The following is a 24,503-nucleotide window of genomic DNA, read 5'->3' as shown; positions in this document are numbered from 1 at the left end:
AGGAAAACCCATGAATACCGGACGGGATCAGTCGAACATCTATGTCGGTGTGGCTGGCTATTTCGGGAAGCCCGACCACAAGGGCCGCGTCGGCGTCTTCCGCCGCCCGACCGCGGGCGGTGACTGGCAGCACGTACTCGGGACCGTCCAGGCCTTCACCCTCTTCGTCCATCCGAAGAACCCGGAGATCGTATTCGCCGGAACCAACGACGGCGTGTGGCGCAGCACCGACCGCGGTGCCACCTTCCGCCGGACCGCCTTCCCCGATGCCGGCCGGGAAGTCTGGTCCTTCCTCGTCGACTCGCGCGATCCGGATCGTGTGTTCGCCGGTGCATCCCCCATCGCCGTCTATCGCAGCGATGATGGCGGTGCGTCGTGGCAGGCGCTTCCCACCCCAGCCATCGACACTCACTGCACGGGCCCCTTCGCGTCGCGGGTAATGCGGCTGGTGCAGCACCCGAGGCGCCACGACGAGCTCTACGCCGCGCTAGAGATCAACGGCGTGATGCGCAGCATCGATCTCGGCCAGACCTGGACCGATTGCAGCGCGGGCCTGCTGAAGCTCGCCGAGCAGGAGCATCTCAAGAGCCGGATCGTGAGCGACACGACGGCCGAAGGCATGCTCGACAGCCATGCCGTGACCATCAACCCCGCCGATCCCGAGGGACTGTGGCTTGCCGTACGCATGGGCCTGTTCCACAGCAGCGACCAGGGGCGGACCTGGAAGGACATGGAAGTCGGCCGCTTCTCGCCCACCACCTACGGCCGCGACATCCGCGTCTCGCCGGTCGAGCCCAACACGCTCTACTCGGCCCTCTCGGTCGCCGCAGCGAGCAAGGACGGCGGCCTTTACCGCAGCGAGGACGGCGGCGAGAGCTGGACGCGCTTCGACAAGGTCCAGGTGCATGGCACGATCATGTCGATCGGCCTGCATCCGACCGACGCCGGACAGGTCTATATCGGCGCCCGCTACGACGGCGAGGTTTTCGGTACTCGCGACGCCGGCAGGACATGGCAGGCGATGCCCCTCCCCGGCGAGGTCCAGCACATCTATTCGCTGGCGTGCGGGTGACCCTCTAAAGCCGTCGTCCTGAGCGGAGCCGTCCGCAGGACGGCGCAGTCGAAGGACCTCTTTCCCGACGCACGGTGTATCGAAACAAATAGAGGTCTTTCGACTGCGCGACGGAGCCTGCCCCGAGGCATCCGAGGGGGCGCTTCGCTCAAGACGACGGAGTTTCTGCTTCGCTACTTCGAATGTGCGGTGACGTCGTGCGGCGGTGACGTGGGTGCTGGCGGCGCGTCCTTCGTTCCGCCCAGCAGGCTCGTGAGATCGCGCTGGCGGCCGGTATCGATCTTCACCGTCGCGGTCATGCCGGCGCGTAGCGGCGGTTCCCCGACATGGGGCAGCAGCCGCAATTTGACCGGCAGGCGCTGCACGACCTTCACCCAGTTCCCGCTGGCATTCTGCGGCGGCAGGATCGCGAACTCTGCGCCCGTCGCCGGGCTCACGCTTTCGACCAGCGCCTCCCACGTCACGTCGGGATAGGTGTCGAGCACCACGGTGGCCTTCTGACCGACCTTCACATGGGTCAGCTCGGTTTCCTTGAAGTTCGCCTCGACCCAGGGCCGGCTCAGCACGACCAGCGAGAAGAGCGGCGTCGCCGCCTTGACCTGCTCGCCCTGCTGCAGGCGCATGTTGACCACCACGCCGTCGACCGGGGCCCGTACCGTCGTGCGGGCGAGATCGAGCGCGGCTCGCTCGCGCGCCGCCGTCTTCTCGCGCACCAGCGGATGCGCCTCGACGGCGAGCTGCGGATCGCCGTTCAGCGCCGCCAGTACGCGCCGCAGTTTTTCACGCGCCGTGGCCACGCGATCGGCCGCTGCGCGCGCGTCGTTCTGCGATTCGTCGCGCTTGCTGGCGGAGGCCACGCCCTTCGCCGCAAGCTCCTCCTGGCGCTGGGCCTGCCGTTGGAAGTAGTCGGCACGCGCTTCAGCGTCTGACAGTTCGGCCATCGCCTCACGCCAGATGCCGCGCAGGTTCTCGACATGGGCGCGCGCCGAGTCGAGTTCCGCCTCGGCGCTGTCGAGCGCCAGCCGGAAGGGCCTCGACTCGATGGTGAACAACTGAGCGCCGGCCGCGACCGAGGCATGGTCCCGGGCGAGGACCCGCCGGACCTGGCCGGACACTTCGGGCGCGATCTGGACGATATGGGCCTTCACATAGGCGTTGTCGGTCGAGACGTAGCGACCGCCGGACAGCCACCACCAGCCCGCCCCGCCGACCGCCAGCAGGGGCACAGCAAACAGCAGCACAAGTCGCAGCACGGGAACCGGGCGGCGGCTCATGTGCCGTGCGCTCCCGCCATCGATTGAAGTTGCCCCTTCACCCGTGCCGCCAGCCGCGTGAACTGCTCGCGTTCGGCGGTGGAGAGCGGCGCCAGCGCGTCGTCGACCGTGGCCTCGGCGACCGCCCACATGTCCTTGTGCGCGCGCCGGGCGTCGGCCGTGAGATACAGCCGATTGATCCGGCGGTCGTCGCTATCGGCGCGCCGCTCGACCCAGCCGTTCTTCTGCATGCGGTCAATCATGCGGCCGGCACTGGCTCGATCGATCTCCAGCATGTCGGCGAGTTCGGTCTGGCTGGCGCCGGGTCGACGATAGAGACGCGTGAGGACCAGCCACTGGGCGCGGGTCAGCCCGATGTCGCGCACGCGCCGGTCGAACACGGTGCGGATCAGGCGCGCAACGTCGGAGAGTACGTAGCCGATATATTCGTCGTCGTCGGGGCCCAAGGCTGCTCGCTCGAGATTGTTGCCTAGGCTATAATAGCCCAGGCCATGAGTTCAAGCGAAACAACCGCCGACGCCGCCCCGCCTGCCTCCGAGGAATTCGAAACCTCGCTGGGCAGGCGGATCCTGATTCTCGTCATGGTCGTCCTGGGCTCGACCCTCTACGCGACCACCTTGCTGATCGCCTCGACCCTGCTGCCGCAGATGCAGGGCACCATGTCGGCCACCCAGGACGAGATCGCCTGGGCCATGACCTTCAACATCCTGGCCACCGCCGTCGCGACGCCGATGACCGGCTGGCTGACGGCCCGCTTCGGCCGCCGCGAGACCATGATCTGGTCCGTCCTGGCCTTCACGCTCACCACCTTGATGTGCGGCCTGGCCGATTCGCTGGAGAGCCTGATCCTGTGGCGCGTCCTGCAGGGCGCGCTCGGCGCCCCGGTGATCCCGCTGTCCCAGACCATCCTGCTCGACACCTTTCCGAAGCGTCAGCAGGGCCTCGTGACCTCGATCTTCGGCATGGCCGTCGTCATCGGCCCGGTGATCGGCCCGACCGTCGGCAGCATGCTGTCGGAGATCTACAGCTGGCGCTGGGCCTTCTACATGATCGTGCCCGTTGGCGTGATTTCATTCATCGGGCTGCGCCTCACCCTGCCCTACGACCGGCCGACCGGCCAGGCCCGGCTCGACTGGACGGGATTCCTGTCGCTTTCGGTCGCCATCGCCTGCGTGCAGCTCGTGCTGTCGCGTGGCCAGCGGCTCGATTGGTACGATTCGGCCGAAATCCAGATCGAGACCTTCATCGCCGTCGTCTCGTTCTGGATATTCCTTGTACACAGCCTCACCGCAGAGCGGCCGTTCCTCAATCTGAAGCTTCTCCTCGACCGCAACTACTCGATCGGCCTCGTGCTGGTGCTGATCTACGGTATGCTGAACTTCACGCCGATGGTGCTGCTGCCGCCGCTCCTGCAGCAGCATGCCGGCTTCCCCGACGCGTTGATCGGCGAGGTCATCGCCGCGCGCGGTGTCGGCGCGACCATCGGATTCTTCCTCGCCATCTTCGTCGGCCGCATGGACGCTCGCATCGGCCTGATCGCGGGATTCGCCGTGCAGATCCTGTCAGGCGTCTGGCTGATGGCGATCGACCTCAACGTCGACATGACGACGCTGATGCTGAACAGCCTGCTGCAGGGCATTGCCGTCGGCGTCATCTGGGTACCGCTCACCCTGGTCACCTTCTCGAACATGAGCGGCGCCAACCTGGCCGAGGGCACGGCCGTCTATCATCTGCTGCGCAACATCGGCTCCAGCTTCTTCATTTCGATCTGCGTCGCCGAGATCGTGCGGGCGACCAGCACCAACTACAGCCGCATGGTCGAGCTGGTGAACCCCTACAACAAGTCGCTGGCCCTGCCCTGGGTCACGGGTGGCTGGGACTACGAAACCGTGTCGGGGCTCGCGAAACTGTCCAGGGAGATCAACCGGCAGGCGGCGATGATCGGCTACATCAATGCCTTCGGCCTCTATACTGCGGCCTCGGCGATGGCGATTCCCCTGATCCTGCTGATCGGCCGGCGCGCCAGAAGATAAAGGGAGGAAACGAGCATGGCGATCAAGGTCCTGGAAATCCATCACACGGGCTACCGGCTCGACACCGGCGCGGAGAAGCTGGAGGACACCGCCAGCTTCTACAGCGACGTGCTGGGCCTGCAGCGCGACAGAGGCCGGCCGACCATTCCCGGCATTCCCGGTCTCTGGATCAATGTCGGCGAGGTCGGCCAGATCCACTTGTTCGGCGGCAACCAGCCCTCGCCGGTTGCCAAGGGGCCTGGCCAGGACCCGACCTTGCCGCATATCGCGCTGGCCGTCGCCGACATCGTCGAGAGCCGCAAGGAGCTCGAACGCCTGGGCATGAAATACTGGGCGATCGAAGGTCTCACGAGTCCCGATTCGCTGCAGCTCTTCCTCAACGATCCGTGCGGCAACATGGTTGAGCTGCACCAGGTCGACAAATGCCGATGCACGGCCCGCAATCGTCTTTAGGCCAGCGGCGCTGACCGCGCTTCCTGGTAGGCCGCCCGCGCATTCCTCGCGGCCTCGAGCGCCGCTTCCCGCCGGTCGGCTGCTCGGTCGTCCAGCACGTAGAGCACGGCTGCGAAGAAGATGAAGGCGCCGCCCAGAACGTAGTAGTGCCAGGCCTCGAGGTAGAGGCGGAAGGTCACGACGACCAGCGGCACCGGGATGAACAAGGCGGAGAAGCGTATCCACGAAGCGCGATTGTAGGCCCGCACCGCTGCCCTGGCCTGCTTCCGCCGTGCCCACATTTCCCGCCGCAACGCGTCGAAATCGGGGTGTGGTTCAACGCTCACGCGGCCGTCCTCCGGCACGGGCCATCTCGCGGGCGACCAGACGCGCCGCCGGTCCGTTGCGGGCTGACGAGTCCGGCTTCACCAGATTGCCGATCTCGAAGCGGAGAAGCTGCACCTCGGGATGCAGCGCAGCCGCCCGCCGCATCGCTTCGGTGCCGGTCACGATCTTTCCGAAGTTCGGCGGCCGCTCGCCCTTCGTGCGTGGGTATTCGAGATCGACCATCGCGGCGAGCGACCAGGCCTGTCGGCTCACCTCGGCCGCCCGCGGCAGGTAGGCCGCCGCGACGCCGTCGAGATCTCCGCCGCAACTCGCCAGCACGTCGCGCAGGGCGACGGCGTGGCCGGCCGCGACCGACATGCCTTGTCCGAAGGTCGGGTTGAAACTCGATATGCAGTCGCCGATCGGCAACACGCGCGCCGGCAAATCCGCCCCGCGATCGAAATGCCGCCACCGTGCCTCGGCGATACGATAGCCGCGGACTGGCGTCAGCGGCACGGCCTCGCGCAGACGCTCGGCGATGTCGGGCATCGGCAGGGTCTCGGCATGGGCGCGGAAGCCATCGAGATCGTCCGGCACCCTCTCGCCGAAGCGGCTGCAGAGCGTGATCAGCCACTCGTCATTCTCGATGGGACAGACGAGGCCGTAGCGATCGTCAGGCGGCTGGGGGATGCAGGCAATGAAGCGTTCCTCGCCCCGGAAGCGTTCCGGTTTGGCGAAGCGCGCCGAGCTGTAGCTCACCTCGATTCCCAGCACCGTCTCAGGCGCCTCGACACCGGCCAGCAGCCGGTCCCCTCGCCCCGTCGCGATCACCGTCAGATCGCCGCCGGATGGGAGTCGCTCGACCGGTGTCCGATCGCTGATCACGACATTGCCGAGCCGCAGCACCTGCCGTCGCAGCACGCGCTCGAAAGCCGGCCGGCTCATCATCAGCTGGCTGTGACCCAGATCGCGTGTCGCGTGCCAGCCATCCCGCTCCCAAATGGAGGCGTCTTCGGTCTGGCGTACCTCGGTCGCTCCGGCAGTCAGCAACGCCGCGCGTGTGCCGGGGATCAGGCTCTCGAATGCCAGTTCGCCACCCTTCAACAGGATGTGGACCTGCAGATCCTGCGGAACGCCCTTTCGCGGACGGGGCGTGCGGGGCAGTTCATCCTTGTCGAGAAGCTCGACCGTTTCGAAGAACGATGCGAGCGCCGCCGCGGCCGCGAGCCCGGAAATGCCTGCTCCGACGATAACGGCGCGTGCGCCCAGCCTGCCCTCGGTTATCATGCGGCAACAATAGACGGCGACGGGAGGTTTCAGGAAATGAACTCATTGACACGACGCACGGCGATCACCGCCCTGCTGGCGGCCCTGCCGGCCAGCCGCGCCGTTGCGCAGGCCGCCTATCCCGACAAGCCGATCCGTCTCGTCGTGCCATTTGCGCCAGGCGGCAATGCCGACCTCACGGGCCGTCTCTTCGCCGAGGCGCTGGCCAAGCCGCTGGGGCAGCAGGTGATCGTCGAGAATCGCGGCGGCGCGGGCGGCGCGATCGGTGCCGAGGCCGTCGCGAAGTCACCGCCGGACGGCTACTCGCTCGTCCTGGGCTCCACCGGCACGTTTCTCGTGAGCCCACGCATGACCGGCGGCAAGCCGCCCTACACCCTGGCGAGCTTCGCGCCGGTGGCGCTTCTCAGCACCTCGCCCATGGACATCGTGGTCAACGTCAACGGTCCGATAAAGGACTGGCCGGCCATGCTCGCCTATCTGCGCGCCAATCCCGGCAAGCTCACGATCGGGCATCCCGGCAACGGCAGCACCAATCATCTCGCCCTGCTGCAGATGCAGAAGGCACTCGACGTGCGCTTCAACATCATCCCCTACAAGAGCAATGGACTGGCGCTGAACGATCTCCTGGCCGGTCAGATCGATGCGGTGATCGACCAGGTGCCGGCTTCGATCGGGCATATCCGCGGCGGGCGCCTGCGCGCCATCGTCGTGACGACGGCGCGCCGCGCCAGCCAGCTTCCCGACGTTCCGACGCTGCAGGAAACGGGCGTCAAGGATTTCGCCAGCACCACGCCGATCGTCCTCATGGCGCCGGCCGGCACACCGCCCGAGATCGTGAAGAAGCTGAATGAGGCCGTGGCGAACGCGCTTGCGGACCCCGCCGTGAAGGACAAGCTGAACGGTCTCGGCGCCGAGACCGAGGCGCTCACCCCGCAGCAGCTCACCGTCTTCCTGCAAAAGGAAGACGCGGTGATCGAGGAACTGCAGAAGAGCGGCCTGTTGAAGCCCGAATAGTCGCTACTCCCGCCGCAGCCACGACGCCCGCATCGGTCGCAGCACGGCGATACCCAGCACTGCCGCGACGGCGTTCGCGCCAACGGCCAGCGCGAAGACGATCTGCCAGTCGCCGGTCGCCCGGACCAGCGGATCCGCCAACGGCACCAGCATGGCGGCGAAACCCTTCGCCGTATGCAACATGCCGGCATTGGTCGTGGCATAACCCGAGCCGAAATAGTCGGTACAGGTTGCAGGAAACAGGCTGGCCACCTCGCCCCAGGCGAAGAACACCAGGCTGACCAGCAGCACGAACATCACCGGCTCGTCGCCCCAACGCACAAAGGCCAGGATGCTGAGCGCGCCCAGGGTGAAGGCAAAGAACATGGTGTTCTCGCGGCCGATATAGTCCGAGAGCCAGCCGCAGAGCGGCCGCGCGATGCCGTTGGTGACCCGATCGAAGGTCAGCGCGAAGGTCAGTGCCGGCAGGGTCAGGCCCAGCATGCTGACCGGCACGTCGGCCACCCCCAGGCTGCGGGCGATTCCGGCGAGATTGGCCGTGAAGGTCAGCCCGGCCGCCGTCACCAGCAGCGACATCACGAAGAGCACCCAGAAGAGCGGCGAGCGCAGCACCTCGCCCGGCGTGTGGTCGTGCAGCGCATGCGGCAGGCGCTCCGGGATCGCCAGGGTCTCCGCCTCCGGCTTGCGCAGCGCCAGGGCCGCGAGGCAGACCAGCAGGCCCTGCCCCAGGCCGAACCAGAGGAACGCGGCCTCGTAGCCGTGATGGGAGATCGTGTGGTGGATCGGGATGATGGTGAGCGCCGACCCGATGCCGTACCCCGCGACCGTCAAGCCGGCCGCCAGCCCGCGTCGGTCGGGAAACCATTTCAGCGCGTTGCCGATGCAGGTGCCATAGACGCACCCCGCGCCGATGCCGCCCAACGCCGCGCCGAGATAAAGCAGCGGCAGCGAATCGGCGACCGAGTTCAGGCTCCACGCAATTGCGACAAGTGCGCCACCTGCGAGCGCGACCGGCAGGGGCCCAAACCTGTCGACGAACCAGCCCTCGAAGGGAACCAGCCAAGTCTCACTCAGGATGAAGATCGTGAAGGCGATCTGAATGGCGGCGCGGCCCCACTCGTACTTGGCGTTGATCGGATGCACGAACAGGGTCCAGCCATGCTGGAGGCTGGAAATCATCACCATGCAGACGATGCCGGCCAGGAGCTGGATCCAGCGATTGCGAAGGATGGCCGTCATGTTCGTCCCTGCAGGGATCGGTTATCGCGGGATTGGCAGGAACTGGACATTGGCGCGGCTAGTTTTCACTGGAAAGACGGAACGACTTGGGATGCATTAGGGCCCTGCAACTATCCAACGGACCGTAAATGAGCCGGCCCCTCGCGTCGATCCTCGGACTCTCACTGGCAGCCCTTTGCGCCGCAGCACAGCCGGCAAGCGCCCAACCGCCTTCCATAACCGGAACCTGGGTGAACGATCACGGCTCGACGTTGGTCATTCAGTCGATCGGAGCGGATGGAAGCGTTACCGGGACCTATGCCAGCAGCACGCCCGGCTACAAATGTGCCGGTGTCGCCTTCCCTCTCGTCGGCTGGATGGACGGCTCGCGCATCTCCTACACCGTCCGCTGGAAGAATGCGTCAGTGGACTGCACGTCGATCACTTCCTGGACCGGCTACTTCAATGAAGGGCGCCTGGGCGTCGAATGGGTGCTGACCTACGATGAATATGGTGCCTCGAGGATACGAACCGGCTCCGATTCCTACACCCGCCGATAATCTGAGCGCGCCACCCACCCGGCTCGTCAGGATTTCCGTAGTGTCACGGGGACGTCCAAGGTCGTCCCTCGGGTATATCTGCCGCTGAGTTCGTTGCCCGAGCGCCGCAGGACGTAGCGTCCTCCCAAAGCCGCCTCGATGGTGAGTGTCCCGTCGGAAGCGGTGCCTTGATTTGTGCGCTTCACGGAATCGGGTTTGTCGGCGAACGTGGAGTCAAATCCCTTAAGCGCGAGTTCCATCCTGCCCTCGACGCGACCTTCCCCGTCGACGGCGACGATGATGAGGGTGGCTTCGCCGATTCCCGGGACATCGCCCTGCCAGGTGCCGACGAACGGACTACCAGTCTGCTGAGCGACCAATCCGGCGCGACTTCCCACCGATCCCCCGGCCTGGCAAGTTCAGCCCCAGCTCAGGGTGATCGCGACATCGCCCGGCATGCCGCCCGGATAATCAACGATGTGATAGCGGATGTGGTAGCCGAGCGGGCGCAGCTGGCGCTTCCAGTAGTCGTAGATCTCCTTGGGCAGGCCGGTGAGGGTCGTCTCCCATCCCTCCTCGACCTGATTGATCGCGCGGCCGCCGTCGGTGCAGATGTGGTTGGGAAAGCGGAGCACCTGGACCGATGTCAGGCCGTTCTCCATGGCGCGCCCGATGATGATCGAGGCCTTCTGCGCCGCTTGCTCGTCGGTCAGGCCCGACGGCGCAAGAAGATGATCGATGAAGGCCTTCTTTTCCGCCTCCGCCGCCTCGTGCGCCTTCAGCGCCGCCGAGGCCTTGGCACCCTCGACCTCGGCCATTTTCATGTGCAGTTCCTTGACACTCATCAGCTTGGACATTCTTCTCTCCTTGGATGGGGACAAAGGCGTTTGCGCCTAGAATTTCTCCGCCACGTAGCGGCGATCGGCGATCGAAGACTGGTCGTCGTACGCACGCTTGCTGGAGCGCGACGGCAGCTTCACCTTGGCGCGATCCACCGTCTTGTAGGGGATCTGTGACAGGATATGCGCGATGACGTTCAGCCGGGCGCGCTTCTTGTCGTCGGAACGGACGATGTGCCAGGGCGCGTGTTCGGTGTCCGTGTGCTTCAGCATCAGGTCACGCGCCCTGGAGTAGTCGTACCAGCGCGAGTAGGACTCGATGTCCATCGGGCTCAGTTTCCACTGTCGCACGGGATCTTCTATGCGCGCCTTGAAGCGCCGGTCCTGTTCCTCCTGCCCGACCTCGAGCCAGATCTTGATGAGTCGCAAGCCACCCTCGATCACGTATTTTTCGAAGAGCGGGCACATCTCAAGAAAGCGTTGATGCTGCTCGGGGGTACAGAAGCCCATCACGTACTCGACGCCGGCTCGGTTGTACCAGCTGCGATCGAAGATCACGATCTCGCCGCCGGCCGGAAACCTCTCGACGTAGCGCTGACTATACATCTGGGTCTTGTCGCGGTCGGACGGCGCAGGCAGCGCGACGACGCGGAACACGCGGGGGCTGACGCGCTCCGTCAGGGCCTTGATCGTGCCCCCCTTGCCCGCAGCGTCGCGACCCTCAAGCACGATGACCACGCGCTCGCCGGAGACTTTCATCCATTCCTGCAAGCGACACAGTTCGACCTGCAGCTCGCGAAGCTCCTTCTCGTAGATCTTGCGCTTGAGCTTGTCGGGAACAGCGCCGTGACCGCTCTTCTTTGGCATGTGCACCTCGGTGGGCGTGAGGTTGTACGCTACCCTCGATCGCCTGCTTGGCCCTTGATTTTGATCAATCGAGGCCTCGCCAATGTAGGCCGGACAAAAAAACCGGGCGTTGCATGACCTGCAACGCCCGGCTTCCCTGTCCCTGCCACCCGAACGGGCGGCTACCGTCCTAGCGGATGATCTTCACGGCGATCGCCGTCTGGTGCGTCCAAACGGTGTTGACGACGTCACCGGGCTTCACCATTCCCAAGGCCTGCTTGCCGGCCGCGGTCTGCACCTGCGGCATGGTGATGACTTCGCCACTGTTGGGCGACGGCTCTTCCGGCCTGCCGTTCGACGCATTGATGAGCCACAGGCCGCCATTCTCCGGGGTGACCTTGGTGACCATGCCGGACATGCTCCACATGCGGATCGGCTCGCGCGCGCCGGGAATACCGGTCAACTGAGCGCCCTTGTCGATCAATGCCTTGGCCTGGGCGTCTGTCTGCGGCGACTTCTTGGCGATCAGCACGTCGATATGGTCGAAATAGTTGCAATCGACGATCATGCCTTCGCGCAGCGACGGGTAGTTGGTCACCAGGTCGGCAGCCCGCATCTTGATGCGGCCCATGTCCTCCCAGGTGATGTTGAGGATACGGCGATCAGGATGCAGCCCGTCGATCTTGCCGCGCTTGAAGTTCTGGTAGTTGTTGGTGACCACGAACTCCTGCGCAGAAGCCGTCGTGGCGAACACGGAGACGCCGCCTGCGGCAAGCGCGCCACCGGCCAGCAGCTTCAAGGCCTCGCGGCGGGATGAATAGGTCATTGTCGGTCTCTCCCCTCGGGTTGAAATCTCAGTCCTCCCCGAGCCTGCCCCGGCCAGGGGGTTTCGCGCATCAGTACAGTGAGCCTTGCCCACCGGAAAGGACCTGTCCTTGATCATTATCAAACCATCAGGACGGGCCGGTTGTGAAGTCCTTTCGCCCACGGCCCTAGCCCGCCACCTTGCCAGCCTCGCGCAGCCGTTCGAAATCGAGGATTACGACTTCACCGGTTTCGACGACGGCTATGATGTTGCGCCGCTTGAGCTTACCGATGGAGCGGCTCACCGTCTCGATCGTCAGCCCGAGATAGTCGGCGATCTCATGCCGGCCAATATGCAACTTCAGCGGTTGTGCGGCCGATACATGCCGCTCGGTGTAGAGCGCACTGATCTCCGCCAGGAAGTAAGCCACCCGTTCTGTCGACCGAAGCTGCCCGAGCACCAGAGACAGCATGCCGGACTGCTTCAGCGTGCTCGACAGCGCCTCAACGAGAGCGGCTCCCAGGTCGGGATGCTGAGCGACGTAGGCGTCGAACTTTCGGCGATCGAAGGTGCATGCCTCCACGTCGGTCAGCGCTTGCCCCTCGAAGGCATATCGGCCGTCCCGGTCGAGATAGCCGACGCAATCGCCGGGCACGCGCAAGGCCATGATCTGCCGCCGGCCGTCATCGAGCGTCTGCGAAACCGCGACAATGCCCTTGCGGATCTTGAAGAGCGCGCCAATCCGATCTCCGGCGCGATAGAGGGTCTCATGCCTTTTCCACTGTCGGATTCCGCCCAACGAAAGCAGATGTTCGAGCCGGGCATCGTCCAGAGCTCCGCAAAGGTTCAGAGTCCGCCCGACGCACGAGTCACATGGCAGGGGGGACGAAATCTTGAGCGGTTGCGGCACTACGAACCTGAGAGGCCGACCGGGAACTGCACCGTTACGCACTATTCACACATAGCATGCCAGTCATTACTCCGCCATCTAACGAACCCAGCAGCCTTACGTGCCACCGGAGGAGGCGGATCAGCGTGCCGGAACGGTCGGTGGAGGTATCGCCGAGACGGTCGCAAGGGCCCGGCGCAGCACCTCGAAGATGACCGCGGTCGACCAGCCGAACATCAGGACACCGCACATCGCCGTCGTCGGCCCGATCAGCCGCCACCGCTCAACGGGAACGACGTCGCCGTATCCCAGCGTCGTATAGTTCACGAAGGCGAAGTAGAGAACGTCGGCGCCTGCAGGCACGGCCCCCACCATCTCGTAGGTCAATGCCCAGACAAGAACCTCGAGGCCGTGAGCCATCATCAGGACCGAGACCGTCGCCACCATGATCGTGATCAGCAGGAGCGAGGGTCCCAGCCGGGTGCTTCCGGCGGCGCCCCGCGCCACGCGCACCACGACCAGCATGACCAGAGCGTGAATCGCAATGTTGCAGATGCAGGCGGCTGCTCCCACGACGAACTGCAGCAGCATGGTCCGACTACACCGGAATCGCGAACACGGTGATCGCCATGACCAGGTAGACGGCAATGAGCTGGACGCCGGTGAACCAGGTCGACTTGCCGTCGAGGAGCAGGATCGAGGCGACGAAGGTCGCGGCCATGACCAGGAACACCTCGACGCCGGAAAAGGCCAGGGTGAGCGGCTCCGGCGCCACGAAGAGACTGAGCAGGACCAGCAGCGGCGCGACGAACAGGGCGATCTGCGTGCTGCTGCCGATGGCGATGCCGATCGCCATCTCCGTGCGGTTGCGCATCGCGACCAGCACCGCGGTGCTGTGCTCGGCTGCGTTGCCGACCACCGCCACCACCACGACACCGACGAACAGTTGAGAGAGGCCCAGGGCCGCGGAGGCATGCTCGACGGTGCCGACCAGGATCTCGCTCATCCAGACGATCAGCAGCGTGACGCCGCCCATGACACCGACCGTCAGCGAGACCGGCCAGGTCGTTCCGTGAGGCTCCCCCTCGCCGGCCTGCTCCTCGCCGCGGAAGAGATCGGCATGGGTGCGCAGCAGGAACAGGAGGCTGAGCGCATACACGACCAGCAGTACCGCCGAGACCACGACGCTGAAAGCGACGGAGCGGCTCGCCATTTCACCTGAACCTGTCGCGGCGAAGACCGACGGCACCAGGATCGCTATGGCGGCCAGCGCCATCATGCCGATCTGCGTTCGCACGCCGATTGTGGCGAAGGTCTGGATCTTGTAGCGCAGGCCGCCCGCCAGGAACGCCGCTCCCAGGACCAGCAGCAGATTGCCGATGATCGAGCCGGTGAGCGACGCCTTGACGACATCGAGCATGCCGGCCCGCAGCGCCACCAGGGCGATGATCAGCTCGGCGGCATTGCCCAGGGTGGCGTTGAGAAAGCCGCCGATCCCCTCCCCGAGACGTGTCGCCAGCTTCTCCGTCGCCACGCCCAGCAGGCCGGCCAGCGGCACGATCGCGACACAGGCCAGCCCGAAGACCAGGAGGGGCGACTCAGGCCGCGCATGGTGCATCCAGGCAGCGATCGGCACGGCGAACAGCAGCCAGGACAGCGGCGCTTCGGCCAGCACGCGGCGTACCGTATTCATGGCTTTGCTCCGGTTCAGTCGTCAGCGCTTCGGAACCCGGCGCCACTCAACGGCGATCGCCCGATCGATCACCGTGAAGAGATAGGCATCGGGGGAAAGCGTGCAGCCACCGCGGACGAGGCTGGCGAGTTGAACGCCCATTTCGCCATCGGGAATCGTGACACCGCGATGCCGGGCGACATGGTCGGCCAGGAAGATGGTCAGGGCGATGCGCTGGTCCGGCGGCAGAATATGGGCCTCGCGGCAGGTGACGTAGGCGACCCTCTCGAAGCTGAGGCTCGCGGTCTGCGCAAATGCGACTAAAGAGCCGGTGGCCAGAATGCCGAGCACGGCCAGTGCGGCAGGCGTACTGCTTGTCATGCGGTGTCCTCCGGGCTCAGTTCTTGTTGCCGATGACCGTGCCACCGATGTAGCCCGCAGCACCGCCGATCAGGCCGGCTCCCACCACCTGTCCGAAGCTGCCGCCGGAAACCATGCCGATGCCGGTGCCGAGGGCAGCTCCCGTGACCGCCCCCTTCTGCCCGGGCGACATGCTCTCGAACTGGTCGCAGCCGCCGGTCATGCCTGCCACGGCCATCAACAAAACGATCGACCGCATCACGATGTCTCCCCTTCAGCCAAGCCATTGTGAAGCCACTCGGCGCGCCTCGTATTGACTAAAATCAAAACCCGCCCAGCGACATGCAAGGGCTTCCCTTCGAGTCCGTTCGACATCGTCTGTTCACTTGATCAAGGTCAATGACGCGGTGCAGCATAAAGGGGATCAAGGGCGGACCTTCCGGAACCTGGAGATCGCCGAAATGGCAGACCAGCCCAATCTCAACATCTTCCAGGAATACTGGCTCGATGCCTGGCAGAGGTCGATCCTGACGCTCGATGTCCTGCGCGAGCGCGGCAACACCTTCGTCACACGGGCAGCCCAGAATGCGCCCCATGTGCTGGGCTTCGCCTTCGAAGTGGTGCTCGACGGGCGCACCCTGCCCCGGCCGGTGAACTACGCTCTCGTCAGCGTGACCCCTCCCGAGGGCACGGTCATCGACCCGGCCAAGCCGCCCTATGTGGTGGTCGACCCGCGCGCGGGGCACGGCCCCGGCATCGGTGGCATGAAACAGGAGAGCGAGATCGGCGTCGCCCTTGCCGCCGGCCACGCCTGCTATTTCGTGGGCTTCCTGCCCAGGCCGATGCCGGAGCAGACGATCGCCGATGTCTGCGTCGCCGAGGCCGCGTTCCTCGAAGCCGTCGCCGCGCGCCATCCCGACGCGGAAAGCAAGCCGGTGGTGGTCGGCAACTGCCAGGCGGGCTGGCAGATCATGATGACCGCCGCCATCCGGCCCGACCTGTTCGGCCCCATCCTGCTGGCGGGCTCGCCCCTCTCCTACTGGGCGGGCGTACGGGGCCGCAATCCGATGCGCTACCTCGGCGGCACGCTGGGCGGCACATGGCTCACCGCGCTCGCCGGCGATCTCGGCAACGGCACGTTCGACGGCGCCAACCTCGTTGCCAATTTCGAGTCGCTCAACCCGGCGAACACCTATTGGGAGAAGCCCTACAATCTCTATTCGAAGGCCGATACCGAAGCGGCGCGCTTCCTCGACTTCGAGACCTGGTGGGGAAACCCGGTGACGCTGAACGCCGGCGAGATGCAGTGGATCGCCGACAATCTCTTCGTCGGCAACAAGCTCACCTCGGGCGAGATTCTCACGGCCGACGGAACTCGGGTCGACCTGCGCAACATCCGCTCGCCGATCATCGTTCTGTGTTCCTGGGGTGACAACATCACGCCGCCGCAGCAGGCGTTGGGCTGGGTGACCGACCTCTACGATCACGAGGAAGAGATCGTGGTCAACGGCCAGACCATCGTCTACACGCTGCACCAGACGATCGGCCATCTCGGTATTTTCGTATCGAGCAAGGTGGCGACAAGGGAGCATGCCGAGTTCGCCTCCTGCATGGAGATGATCGACCTGCTGCCGCCCGGCCTGTACGAGGCCGTCATCACAGAGATCGACGACAAGACCGCCAACCCCGGTCTGATCAGCGGCAAGTACCTGTTCCGGCTGGAAGCGCGCACGCTCGACGACATCCGTGCCCTCGGCGCGAACAGCGAAGAGGACGAGCGCCGGTTCGCCACCGTGGCGCGCGTTTCCGAGATCAACACCGGCCTGTACCGGACCTTCGCCCAGCCGGCCGTCCGGGCGATGGTCAGCGCGCCGTCGGCCGAGCTGCTGGCCGAGACCCATCCGCACCGCATGCGGTTCGCCGCCTTTTCCGATCGCAATCCGTTCATGGCGCCGGTCAAGCCGCTGGCCGATTCGATCCGCGCCGACCGCAGGCCCGTCTCGCCCGACAATCCGCTGCTGACGATGGAGAAGGTCGCCTCGACCTGGATTTCCACCTGCTGGGAGAGCTACCGCCTGACCCGCGATGCCATGACCGAGGCGATGTTCCTCGGGACCTACGGCTCGCCCGCTCTCCAGGCGATGGTGGGACTGGCGCCCCCGGAGGCACCGGAGCCGCGCCATCCGGATCGCGCCCATGAGGCCATTGCCGTGGCCTGGCGCGCGGAGCTGGAGAAGAAGTTCGAGGTCGGGGGCCTGGTCGAGGCCGTCATCCGTTCCATCATGTATGTGCGCCGGCCCCAACGAAGTGCCGACGAGCGTGGCTTTGCGGTACTGCAGGCCGTGCGGCGCATGCAGCCGGTGAACCGGCGCCTGAGCTTCGACGAGCTGAAGACGCTGTTCCGCGAACAGTATTTGCTGCTGTATCTCGACGACGAACGGGCGGCTCGGGCCATCCCACGCCTGTTGCCTGACGATCCGCACTTGCGGTCGCAGGGATGGCAGGTCGTCGAGCAGGTGCTCGGGGCATCCGGTGACCTGCCGCCGGAAGGCACCGAGCGCATCGCCCGCCTTCGCCAGCTTTTCGCTGCGACCCGACCCTAGCGCGGACTTGAGAGAGGATCTTTACGTGACAGCACCCACGGCGCGGCCGCATGACAAATACGACCGGCTGATCGCCGTCGCCCGCAGGCATCCACCGATGGTCACCGCCATCGTCCATCCCTGCGATGCGGTTTCCCTAGAGAGCGCCGTGCTGGCCGCAAGCAATGGTCTCCTGAAGCCCATTCTCGTCGGACCGTCGGCGCGCATCCTCGATGTCGCGCACACGGCTTCCCTCGATATCGGCGCGTTCGAGATCGTGAACTCGAAGCACAGTCACGATTCGGCCGCCAAGGCGGTCGAGCTCGTGCGCTGCGGGCGCGCCGACGCGCTCATGAAAGGCAGCCTGCATACCGACGAGCTGATGGGCGCCGTCGTCTCGCGGACGGACGGGATCCGGACCGCACGCCGCATCAGCCACTGCTTCGTCATGGACGTCCCCGGCCACGACCAGGCGCTCATCATCTCCGACGCCGCCGTGAACATCGCGCCGACGCTGGACGACAAGGTCGACATCGTCCAGAACGCCATCGACCTCGCCCAGGCGCTCGACATCGCCGAACCGCGGGTCGCGATCCTGAGCGCGATGGAGACCGTCAACGCGAAGGTCGCCTCGACGATCGACGCCGCAGCACTGTGCAAGATGGCGGAGCGCGGCCAGATCAAGGGCGGAATCCTCGACGGGCCGCTGGCGCTCGACAATGCGATCAACGTCGAGGCCGCCGCGATCAAGAACATCGTCTCGCCCGTGGCCGGCCGGGCCGACGTGCTGATCGTGCCGGATCTCGAGGCCGGCAACATGCTGGCCAAGAGCCTCACCTTCCTGGCCGGCGCCGATGCTGCCGGCATCGTCCTCGGCGCTCGCGTGCCGATCATCCTGACGAGCCGGGCCGACTCGGTGACGACGCGCCTGGCCTCCTGCGCGGTGGCCTGCCTGGTCGCCGCGGCGCGGCGCGCGAACGCGGCAACCGCAATCCCCTGAGGGCCCATGACCGAACAGACTCGCCCCATCCTCGCCGGCAAGAAGGCGCTGGTCGTCGGCATCGCCAACGACCAATCCATCGCCTACGGCTGCGCCAGGGCCTTCCGCGAAGCCGGCGCCGACATCGCCGTCACCTGGCTCAATGAAAAGGCGCGCCCCCATGTCGAACCCCTCGCCCGCGAACTCGAGGCGCCGATCACGGCCGCGCTGAACGTCGCCGAACCCGGCCAGCTCGAAGCCGTGTTCGAGCAGATCGAGCGGAAATGGGGCCAGCTCGACATCCTGGTCCATTCGATCGCCTTCGCCCCGATGAACGATCTGCAGGGCGGCCTGCTCGACTGTTCGGCCGAGGGATTTGCCCGAGCCATGGACATCTCCTGCCACTCGTTCATCCGCATGGCGCGCCTGGCCGTCCCGCTGATGAAGGACGGCGGCACGATGTTCGCCATGAGCTACTACGGTGCCAACCGGGTTGTGCCGAACTACAACGTCATGGGACCGGTGAAGGCCGCGCTCGAAGCCTCCTGCCGCTATCTCGCCTACGAGCTGGGCCCGCAACGCATTCGTGTCCACGCGATCTCGCCCGGGCCGCTGAAGACCCGCGCCGCCTCGGGCCTCAAGGATTTCGAGCTGCTGCTCAACGAAGCGGCCCGCAAGGCGCCGCTGGGCGAGCTCGTGGACATCATGGACGTGGGCTACACCTGCGCCTATCTCGCCACGCCCTACGCGCACCGCGTGACCGGAGGCACCGTCTATGTCGACGGCGGCGCAAACATCGTCGCCTGAGCGAGAGAGACGGGACATGGACAAGACCGGGTGCATTGCCGTGCTCAACGCCGGCTCCTCGAGCATCAAGTTCGCCCTCTACGACGCCCACGACGACGGCACGGAACTCTTCCACGGCCAGGTCGAAGGCCTCGGCACCCGCCCTCGCCTGCGGATGCACACGGCGGACAGCACCGTCGTCGCCGCGCGGGATTGGCCGGACAGCAGGCTCGATCATCGCGCGGCCACCGCCGAGATCATGGCGATGGGACGCGACCTGCTGGCGGGCCGGCCTGTGCTGGCATTCGGCCATCGCGTCGTGCACGGCGGCACCGACTATGCCGCGCCGACCCGCGTCGACGTACCCGTGCTGACGGAACTCGCGAAGCTCGTGCCGCTGGCACCGCTGCACCAGCCGCACAATCTCGCGCCCATCGCGGCGATCCTGGAAGCTGCCCCGGACCTGCCGCAGATCGCCTGCTTCGACACCGCCTTCCATCGCAGCCAGCCGGCGCTGGCCCAGCAATTCGCCCTGCCGCGCGCGCTGACCGCCGAGGGCGTGAAGCGCTACGGGTTCCACGGCCTGTCCTACGACTATGTCGTGGGCCGCCTGCGGGAGATCGAGCCGGCTCTGGCCGGATCCCGGCTGATCGTGGCACATCTCGGCAACGGCGCCAGCCTGTGCGCCGTCCGCGACGGACGGAGCGTCGCCAGCACCATGGGCTTCACGGCGGTCGACGGGCTGATGATGGGGACCCGCACCGGCGCCCTCGATCCGGGCGTCTTGCTGTACCTGCTGGAGGAGCGCGGTTTCGACGCGAAGGCCATCGAGGACCTGCTCTACCGCAAGTCCGGCCTGCTGGGCGTCTCGGGCATCTCGTCCGACATGCGCACGCTCCGCGCCTCGGCCGCGCCGGAGGCGCGCGAGGCCATCGACCTGTTCGTCTACCGCATCGTCCGCGAGATCGGATCGTTGGCGGCCGCGCTGGGCGGCGTCGACGGCATCGTCTTCACGGCCGGTATCGGCGAGCACGATCCCGCCACACGGGCCGAAATCGCCGCCGGTTGCGGCTGGCTGGGACTGACGCTCGATCCCGCCCTCAACGCGGGCGGCCTGGGTCGCATCAGTGCGGAAGGATCGGCCGTCTCGGCCTGGGTCGTGCCGACCGACGAACAACGCATGATCGCCCGCTACACGCGAGCCGCTTTGCGAGACAGAACTTCGGAGTGGCGTTCCCTACGGGATTCGAACCCGTGTCGCCGCCGTGAAAGGGCAGTGTCCTAGGCCTCTAGACGAAGGGAACGAAGCCGAAGAGCGGCTGAGATAACGGCTTGGACGCCGGAAATCAAGCGAGCACAGAGCCTGCGGTGGTGGCGGCGTCGTCGATCTGCAGGCGAACCGTCTCGCGGCCACCGAAACGGTCGATTTTGAGCGATCCGGCGACATGCAGCACGGGCCGCGCGGAATCCATCAGGGCAGGCCCCAGGGCGCTCTGGTCGGCCCGGAAGGCGATGGCCTCGACCCGGCCGCGCTCGGTCCCCACCAGGGTGCAGCGGACATGGCCCTCGCCCACCGGCTTGGCATAGCTCACGCGGACGCCGGTGAGGGCGAAGCGGGGCTGCGCATTGCCGGCCCCGAAGGGCCCGGCACGCTCGATCATCGACACCAGCTCCGCGGTGGCGGCCGCCGGCCCCAGGGCAGCGTCGATCCCCAGTTCGCGGACCGGTGGCGCGGCACCCAACTGGGGCGCGATCCGCTCGTCGAGGAAGCGCGTCAGTTCAGGCAGCGAATCACGCGCCACGGTGAGGCCAGCCGCCATGGCGTGGCCGCCGCCATTGACCAGCAACCCGGCCTGTCGCGCCGCGATCACGGCCGCGCCCAGATCGACGCCGCGCACCGACCGGCCCGACCCCTTGCCCAGCGCACCGTCCATGCCGATGACGAAGACCGGCCGCGCGTAGCGCTCGACCAGGCGGCTGGCCACGATGCCGATCACGCCGACATGCCAGCCCTCGCTCTCGACCAGCAGCGCCGACGGCAGGCTCCTGGCGTCCGGCCCGTACAGGCCTTCGATCCGCGTGATCGCCTGGTCGAGGACCTCGCGTTCGATGGCGCGGCGCTCGGCGTTGAACTCGTCGAGCCGGACGGCCAGCGCGCCGACCTCGTGCGGATCGTCGCTGGAGAGGAGTCGCGCGCCGAGATCGGCCTGGCCGACGCGGCCACCGGCATTGACCCGCGGTCCCAGCAGGAACCCCAGGTGATAGGCCTCCGGGGCCTCCTTGAGACGCGCCACGTCGGCGAGCGCCGTGAGCCCGGCATTGCGGCGCTGCGCCATCACCTGGAGGCCGGCCTTCACCAGGGCACGATTGACGCCCAGCAACGGGACGACGTCGCACACGGTCCCCAGCGCCACGAGATCCAGCCACTGCCGCAGGTCGGGCTCCGGCCGCGACGCGCCGTACCAGCCGGCCTCGCGCAGCGCGCGGTTGACGCCGACGGCGAGGAGAAACGCGACGCCGACGGCGGCGAGATGCTTGTGCGGGCTCTCGTCGTCCAGCCGGTTGGGATCGACCACGGCGACCGCCTCGGGCAGCGCGATCTCGGCCATGTGGTGGTCGATCACGATCAGGTCGAGGCCGGCGCGCTTGGCCTCGGCCAGCGGCTCGAAGGCCGTGATGCCGCAATCGACCGTGACGACGACCCGGGCGCCCTCCTCCCGGATCTTCAGCAGCGCCGGGGCATTCGGGCCATAGCCCTCCTTGCGGCGGTCCGGGATGTAGACGCCGATATCGCCGCCGACGGCGCGGAAGAACCGCAGCAGCAGCGCCGACGAGGTGGCGCCGTCGACGTCATAGTCGCCGAACACGACGATGCGCTCGCCCGTCTGCACGGCGTGCACCAGGCGGTCGACCGCCGCGTCCATGTCCTTGAGGTGCGACGGGTCGGGCAGGAACCGGCGCAAGGTCGGCTCGAGGAAATCGCCGACCGCGTCGAGGGCGACGTCGCGCGCCGCCAGCAGGCGGCAGATCGCGTCGGGCAGCCCGTGACGCTGCGCGATGGCCAGAGCCTGGCGCTCATCGCCGAGCCGCGTGGCCCAGCGCTTTCCCGTCAGCGAGCGCTCGACGCCCAGAAAGGCCGGGCGCTCGATTCTTGAAACGTCGGACATGCGGCCACCCTAACCCAAGGCGCGGTGGACACGCGCCGGTCGTCGGCCGACGGAGCCGGGCTTACGCCCAGCTCGGCAGGCCGGATTTCACCGAGTAATTGTGGCGCGCCGAAACCCAGCGCACGGTGCCGGTCTTGGAGCGCATGACGATCGAGTGCGTCTCGGCGCCGTCGTGGAAGCGGCGCACGCCCTTCAGCATCGACCCCGAGGTGACGCCCGTGGCCGCGAACATCACGTCGCCCTTGGCCATGTCGGTCATCGAGTACTTGCGGTTGAGGTCGGTGATGCCCCACTTCTTGGCGCGGGCCTTCTCGTCGTCGTTGCGGAACAACAGCCGGCCCTGGATCTGGCCGCCGATGGCGCGCAGCGCCGCCGCCGCCAGCACGCCTTCCGGCGCGCCGCCCGAGCCCATGTAGATGTCGATACCGGAATCGCCGGTCGAGGTGGCGATCACGCCCGATACGTCGCCGTCGCCGATCAGCATGATGCGGGCGCCCGCCTCGCGGACCTTGGCAATGAGTTCGGAATGGCGCGGCCGGTCGAGGATGCAGACCACGAGGTCGTTGACGTCGACCTGCTTGACCTTGGCGAGGTCGTTCAGATTTTGCGACACGCTCTTGTCGAGATCGACGATGCCCTCGGGCAGGCCGCCGCCGACGGCGATCTTGTCCATGTAGACGTCGGGCGCGTTGAGGAACCCGCCATGCTCGGCCATCGCCATGACGGCGAGCGAATTGGGCAGGCCCTTGGCGGTGATGGTCGTGCCTTCGAGCGGATCCAGGGCGATGTCGATCTTCGGACCGCCACTGCCCACCTTCTCGCCGATGTAGAGCATGGGTGCCTCGTCGCGCTCGCCTTCGCCGATCACCACCGTGCCTTCGATGGCCAGCGAGTTGAGCGTGGTGCGCATGGCATCGACGGCGGCCTGGTCGGCCATCTTCTCGTCGCCCCGGCCCATCAGCTTCGAGGCCGCGAGCGCCGCCGCTTCGGTTACCCGCACTGCTTCCAGGGCGAGGTTGCGGTCCATATTACCGGTCTGTTCTTTCTTATCGGCCATCATTCCCTCCGTGGCGCCTCCCGGCACCCTCTAGAACGCCTCGATCCTGATTACGCACGGCTCCTCGGCGACGGCGCCGAGCCTGGCGATGCGCGCCAGAGCACGCCGCATCGCAGCCTCCTCGGTCTCGTGGGTGGTCAGCACCACCGGCACCTCGCCCGACTCCGAGCGTCCGCGCTGCAGCATCGATTCGAGAGAGATACGTTCCTTGGCCAGCGCCCCGGACACGGCGGCGATCACGCCCGGCCGGTCCTGCACCATCAGGCGGATGTAATAGGCGCCGACATGGCGATCCATCGGCGAGGCCTTCTTGGTCGCAAGCTTTTCGGCCGGCACCACGAAGGCCGGCATGTGCCGTCCGCGCGCCACGTCGACCAGGTCGGCGACGACCGCCGAGGCGGTCGGCCCCTGCCCCGCGCCACGCCCCTGGAACATCGTCGTGCCGACGAAATCGCCCTCGACGACGACGGCGTTGAACACGCCCTCGATGTGGGCGATCGGCGTGTCGAGCGACACCATGCAGGGGTGCACGCGCTGCTCGATGCCATGGCGCGTCTCGCGCGCCAGGCCCAGCAGCTTGATGCGATAGCCAAGTTCCTGGGCGAACTGGATGTCCATCGAGGTCACGCGGCGGATGCCCTCCACGTGCACGCCCGCGAAATCGACCCGTGTGCCGAATGCCGCGCCGGTCAGCACCGCGAGCTTGTGGGCGGCATCGATGCCGTCGACATCGAACGTGGGATCGGCCTCGGCGTATCCCGCCGCCTGCGCCTCGGCCAGCACGACGTCGAAGTCGCGGCCGGTCTCGCGCATGGTCGTGAGGATGTAATTGCAGGTGCCGTTGAGGATGCCGTAGAGCCGCTTCACGCGATTGCCGACGAGGCCCTCGCGCAGCGCCTTGATGATCGGGATGCCGCCAGCCACCGCCGCCTCGAAGGCGAGGATGCGCTGCTTCTTTTCAGCCGCCGCGGCGAGCTCCGCGCCGTGAAGCGCCAGCAGGGCCTTGTTGGCGGTCACGACGTGCTTGCCCGAGGCCAGGGCCTTCTGGACCAGCCGGCGCGCCACGCCGCCCGAACCGCCGATCAGCTCCACGACGACGTCGATGTCGGGTGCGGTCGCCAGCGCCATCGGATCCTTCTCCCAGCGCAAGCCAGTGAGGTCGATATCGCGTTTCTTTGCCTTGCTGCGGGCGCTGACGGCGACGACCTTGAGGGGCCGTCCGCCGCGCAACGCGAGAAGCCGGCCATGTTCGGCCAGCAGCTTCACCACGCCTGCACCCACGGTGCCGAGGCCAGCGATGCCGATCCTGAGAGGAGAATTCATGG

Annotated in this window: 25 protein-coding genes, 1 tRNA gene and 1 pseudogene; 9 read left to right on the top strand and 18 right to left on the bottom strand. The window is 66.7% G+C overall.

What is annotated here, in order from left to right:
• Positions 1–10: 10 nt before the first annotated feature.
• The gene (locus Q7V45_RS09950) at positions 11–1,072 is read left to right on the top strand and encodes a hypothetical protein (protein ID WP_304850905.1); all 1,062 of its coding nucleotides are present in this window, start codon (positions 11–13) and stop codon (positions 1,070–1,072) included.
• 173 nt (positions 1,073–1,245) lie between these two features.
• Here Q7V45_RS09950 and Q7V45_RS09945 read toward each other — a convergent pair whose 3' ends face one another.
• Together Q7V45_RS09945 and Q7V45_RS09940 are read right to left on the bottom strand one after the other, a co-directional pair.
• A complete protein-coding gene (locus tag Q7V45_RS09945; protein ID WP_304850901.1) occupies positions 1,246–2,346 on the bottom strand; it encodes an HlyD family secretion protein in 1,101 nt (366 codons plus the stop codon).
• Positions 2,343–2,792, bottom strand: coding sequence for a MarR family winged helix-turn-helix transcriptional regulator (locus tag Q7V45_RS09940; protein WP_304850898.1), 450 nt, complete (start codon positions 2,790–2,792; stop codon positions 2,343–2,345). The genes Q7V45_RS09945 and Q7V45_RS09940 overlap by 4 nt, the downstream gene beginning before the upstream one ends.
• Positions 2,793–2,837: 45 nt before the next feature.
• Here Q7V45_RS09940 and Q7V45_RS09935 point away from each other — a divergent pair, with 45 nt between their 5' ends.
• Both Q7V45_RS09935 and Q7V45_RS09930 read left to right on the top strand, forming a co-directional pair.
• On the top strand, positions 2,838–4,379 hold the full coding sequence (locus tag Q7V45_RS09935) for a DHA2 family efflux MFS transporter permease subunit (protein WP_304850895.1): 1,542 nt from the start codon (positions 2,838–2,840) through the stop codon (positions 4,377–4,379).
• Positions 4,380–4,394: 15 nt separating this feature from the next.
• A complete protein-coding gene (locus Q7V45_RS09930; protein ID WP_304850892.1) occupies positions 4,395–4,832 on the top strand; it encodes a VOC family protein in 438 nt (145 codons plus the stop codon).
• Here Q7V45_RS09930 and Q7V45_RS09925 read toward each other — a convergent pair.
• The gene (locus Q7V45_RS09925; protein ID WP_304850889.1) at positions 4,829–5,158 is read right to left on the bottom strand and encodes a hypothetical protein; all 330 of its coding nucleotides are present in this window, start codon (positions 5,156–5,158) and stop codon (positions 4,829–4,831) included. The two genes, Q7V45_RS09930 and Q7V45_RS09925, sit on opposite strands and share 4 nt — an antisense overlap.
• Positions 5,148–6,425, bottom strand: a complete 1,278-nt coding sequence (locus tag Q7V45_RS09920) for an NAD(P)-binding protein (protein WP_304850886.1) — start codon at positions 6,423–6,425, stop codon at positions 5,148–5,150. Before Q7V45_RS09920 ends, Q7V45_RS09925 begins: the two co-directional genes overlap by 11 nt.
• 36 nt (positions 6,426–6,461) lie before the next feature.
• Here Q7V45_RS09920 and Q7V45_RS09915 point away from each other — a divergent pair, with 36 nt between their 5' ends.
• Entirely contained in the window at positions 6,462–7,439 is a 978-nt protein-coding gene (locus Q7V45_RS09915) for a tripartite tricarboxylate transporter substrate binding protein (RefSeq protein WP_304850883.1), read from the top strand.
• A 3-nt stretch (positions 7,440–7,442) separates the two neighbouring features.
• Here the strand turns inward: Q7V45_RS09915 and oxlT are convergent, their stop codons facing one another.
• Positions 7,443–8,678, bottom strand: a complete 1,236-nt coding sequence (gene oxlT / locus Q7V45_RS09910) for an oxalate/formate MFS antiporter (RefSeq protein ID WP_304850879.1) — start codon at positions 8,676–8,678, stop codon at positions 7,443–7,445.
• Between the two features lie 128 nt (positions 8,679–8,806).
• Here oxlT and Q7V45_RS09905 point away from each other — a divergent pair, with 128 nt between their 5' ends.
• Positions 8,807–9,217, top strand: a complete 411-nt coding sequence (locus tag Q7V45_RS09905; protein ID WP_304850874.1) for an avidin/streptavidin family protein — start codon at positions 8,807–8,809, stop codon at positions 9,215–9,217.
• 26 nt (positions 9,218–9,243) lie between these two features.
• Here the strand turns inward: Q7V45_RS09905 and Q7V45_RS09900 are convergent, their stop codons facing one another.
• From Q7V45_RS09900 to Q7V45_RS09860, 9 genes are all read right to left on the bottom strand, one after another.
• Positions 9,244–9,576 (bottom strand): hypothetical protein, encoded by a 333-nt coding sequence (locus Q7V45_RS09900; RefSeq protein ID WP_304850871.1) that lies wholly within the window; start codon positions 9,574–9,576, stop codon positions 9,244–9,246.
• A gap of 39 nt (positions 9,577–9,615) precedes the next feature.
• Complete coding sequence (locus tag Q7V45_RS09895) at positions 9,616–10,053, bottom strand: hypothetical protein (RefSeq protein WP_304850868.1); 438 nt, start codon at positions 10,051–10,053, stop codon at positions 9,616–9,618.
• Positions 10,054–10,089: 36 nt separating this feature from the next.
• Complete coding sequence (ppk2, locus tag Q7V45_RS09890; protein WP_304850865.1) at positions 10,090–10,902, bottom strand: polyphosphate kinase 2; 813 nt, start codon at positions 10,900–10,902, stop codon at positions 10,090–10,092.
• A gap of 169 nt (positions 10,903–11,071) precedes the next feature.
• Complete coding sequence (locus Q7V45_RS09885; protein WP_304850862.1) at positions 11,072–11,707, bottom strand: hypothetical protein; 636 nt, start codon at positions 11,705–11,707, stop codon at positions 11,072–11,074.
• A gap of 166 nt (positions 11,708–11,873) precedes the next feature.
• The gene (locus Q7V45_RS09880) at positions 11,874–12,485 is read right to left on the bottom strand and encodes a Crp/Fnr family transcriptional regulator (protein ID WP_304850859.1); all 612 of its coding nucleotides are present in this window, start codon (positions 12,483–12,485) and stop codon (positions 11,874–11,876) included.
• 231 nt (positions 12,486–12,716) lie between these two features.
• A complete protein-coding gene (locus tag Q7V45_RS09875; protein WP_304850856.1) occupies positions 12,717–13,166 on the bottom strand; it encodes a potassium channel family protein in 450 nt (149 codons plus the stop codon).
• Positions 13,167–13,173: 7 nt separating this feature from the next.
• Positions 13,174–14,268: a calcium/proton exchanger gene (cax, locus tag Q7V45_RS09870; RefSeq protein WP_304850853.1), complete on the bottom strand. Its 1,095-nt coding sequence runs from the start codon at positions 14,266–14,268 to the stop codon at positions 13,174–13,176.
• A gap of 21 nt (positions 14,269–14,289) precedes the next feature.
• A complete protein-coding gene (locus tag Q7V45_RS09865; RefSeq protein ID WP_304850850.1) occupies positions 14,290–14,628 on the bottom strand; it encodes a hypothetical protein in 339 nt (112 codons plus the stop codon).
• Between the two features lie 16 nt (positions 14,629–14,644).
• Positions 14,645–14,866: a hypothetical protein gene (locus tag Q7V45_RS09860; protein WP_304850847.1), complete on the bottom strand. Its 222-nt coding sequence runs from the start codon at positions 14,864–14,866 to the stop codon at positions 14,645–14,647.
• Between the two features lie 202 nt (positions 14,867–15,068).
• Here Q7V45_RS09860 and Q7V45_RS09855 point away from each other — a divergent pair, with 202 nt between their 5' ends.
• From Q7V45_RS09855 to Q7V45_RS09840, 4 genes and pseudogenes are all read left to right on the top strand, one after another.
• Complete coding sequence (locus Q7V45_RS09855; protein ID WP_304850844.1) at positions 15,069–17,210, top strand: DUF3141 domain-containing protein; 2,142 nt, start codon at positions 15,069–15,071, stop codon at positions 17,208–17,210.
• Between the two features lie 25 nt (positions 17,211–17,235).
• Positions 17,236–18,189 carry a phosphate acetyltransferase gene (locus Q7V45_RS09850; RefSeq protein WP_304850841.1) on the top strand — a complete coding sequence of 318 codons (954 nt, stop codon included), beginning with the start codon at positions 17,236–17,238 and terminating at the stop codon, positions 18,187–18,189.
• Between the two features lie 6 nt (positions 18,190–18,195).
• Entirely contained in the window at positions 18,196–18,975 is a 780-nt protein-coding gene (gene fabI, locus Q7V45_RS09845) for an enoyl-ACP reductase FabI (RefSeq protein ID WP_304850838.1), read from the top strand.
• Positions 18,944–20,086, top strand: a pseudogene (locus Q7V45_RS09840) (acetate/propionate family kinase); the annotation flags it as partial. The gene fabI and the pseudogene Q7V45_RS09840, both read left to right, overlap by 32 nt.
• Before the next feature lie 96 nt (positions 20,087–20,182).
• Here Q7V45_RS09840 and Q7V45_RS09835 read toward each other — a convergent pair.
• The 4 genes from Q7V45_RS09835 to Q7V45_RS09820 all read right to left on the bottom strand — a co-directional run bounded on the left by Q7V45_RS09835 (position 20,183) and on the right by Q7V45_RS09820 (position 24,501).
• Positions 20,183–20,258 (bottom strand) — tRNA-Glu (locus Q7V45_RS09835).
• 42 nt (positions 20,259–20,300) lie between these two features.
• Positions 20,301–22,121 (bottom strand): single-stranded-DNA-specific exonuclease RecJ, encoded by a 1,821-nt coding sequence (gene recJ, locus Q7V45_RS09830; protein WP_304850835.1) that lies wholly within the window; start codon positions 22,119–22,121, stop codon positions 20,301–20,303.
• 61 nt (positions 22,122–22,182) lie between these two features.
• Positions 22,183–23,181: a class II fructose-bisphosphatase gene (gene glpX, locus Q7V45_RS09825; RefSeq protein WP_370692585.1), complete on the bottom strand. Its 999-nt coding sequence runs from the start codon at positions 23,179–23,181 to the stop codon at positions 22,183–22,185.
• 27 nt (positions 23,182–23,208) lie between these two features.
• Positions 23,209–24,501, bottom strand: a complete 1,293-nt coding sequence (locus tag Q7V45_RS09820) for a homoserine dehydrogenase (protein WP_304850828.1) — start codon at positions 24,499–24,501, stop codon at positions 23,209–23,211.
• Positions 24,502–24,503 lie beyond the last annotated feature (2 nt).

The sequence above is a fragment of the Reyranella sp. genome (genome assembly GCF_030651995.1).
Classification (GTDB): domain Bacteria; phylum Pseudomonadota; class Alphaproteobacteria; order Reyranellales; family Reyranellaceae; genus Reyranella.
The sequence above is the reverse complement of the archived record's forward strand: the minus strand, read 5'-3'. Positions and strand labels throughout refer to the sequence as shown.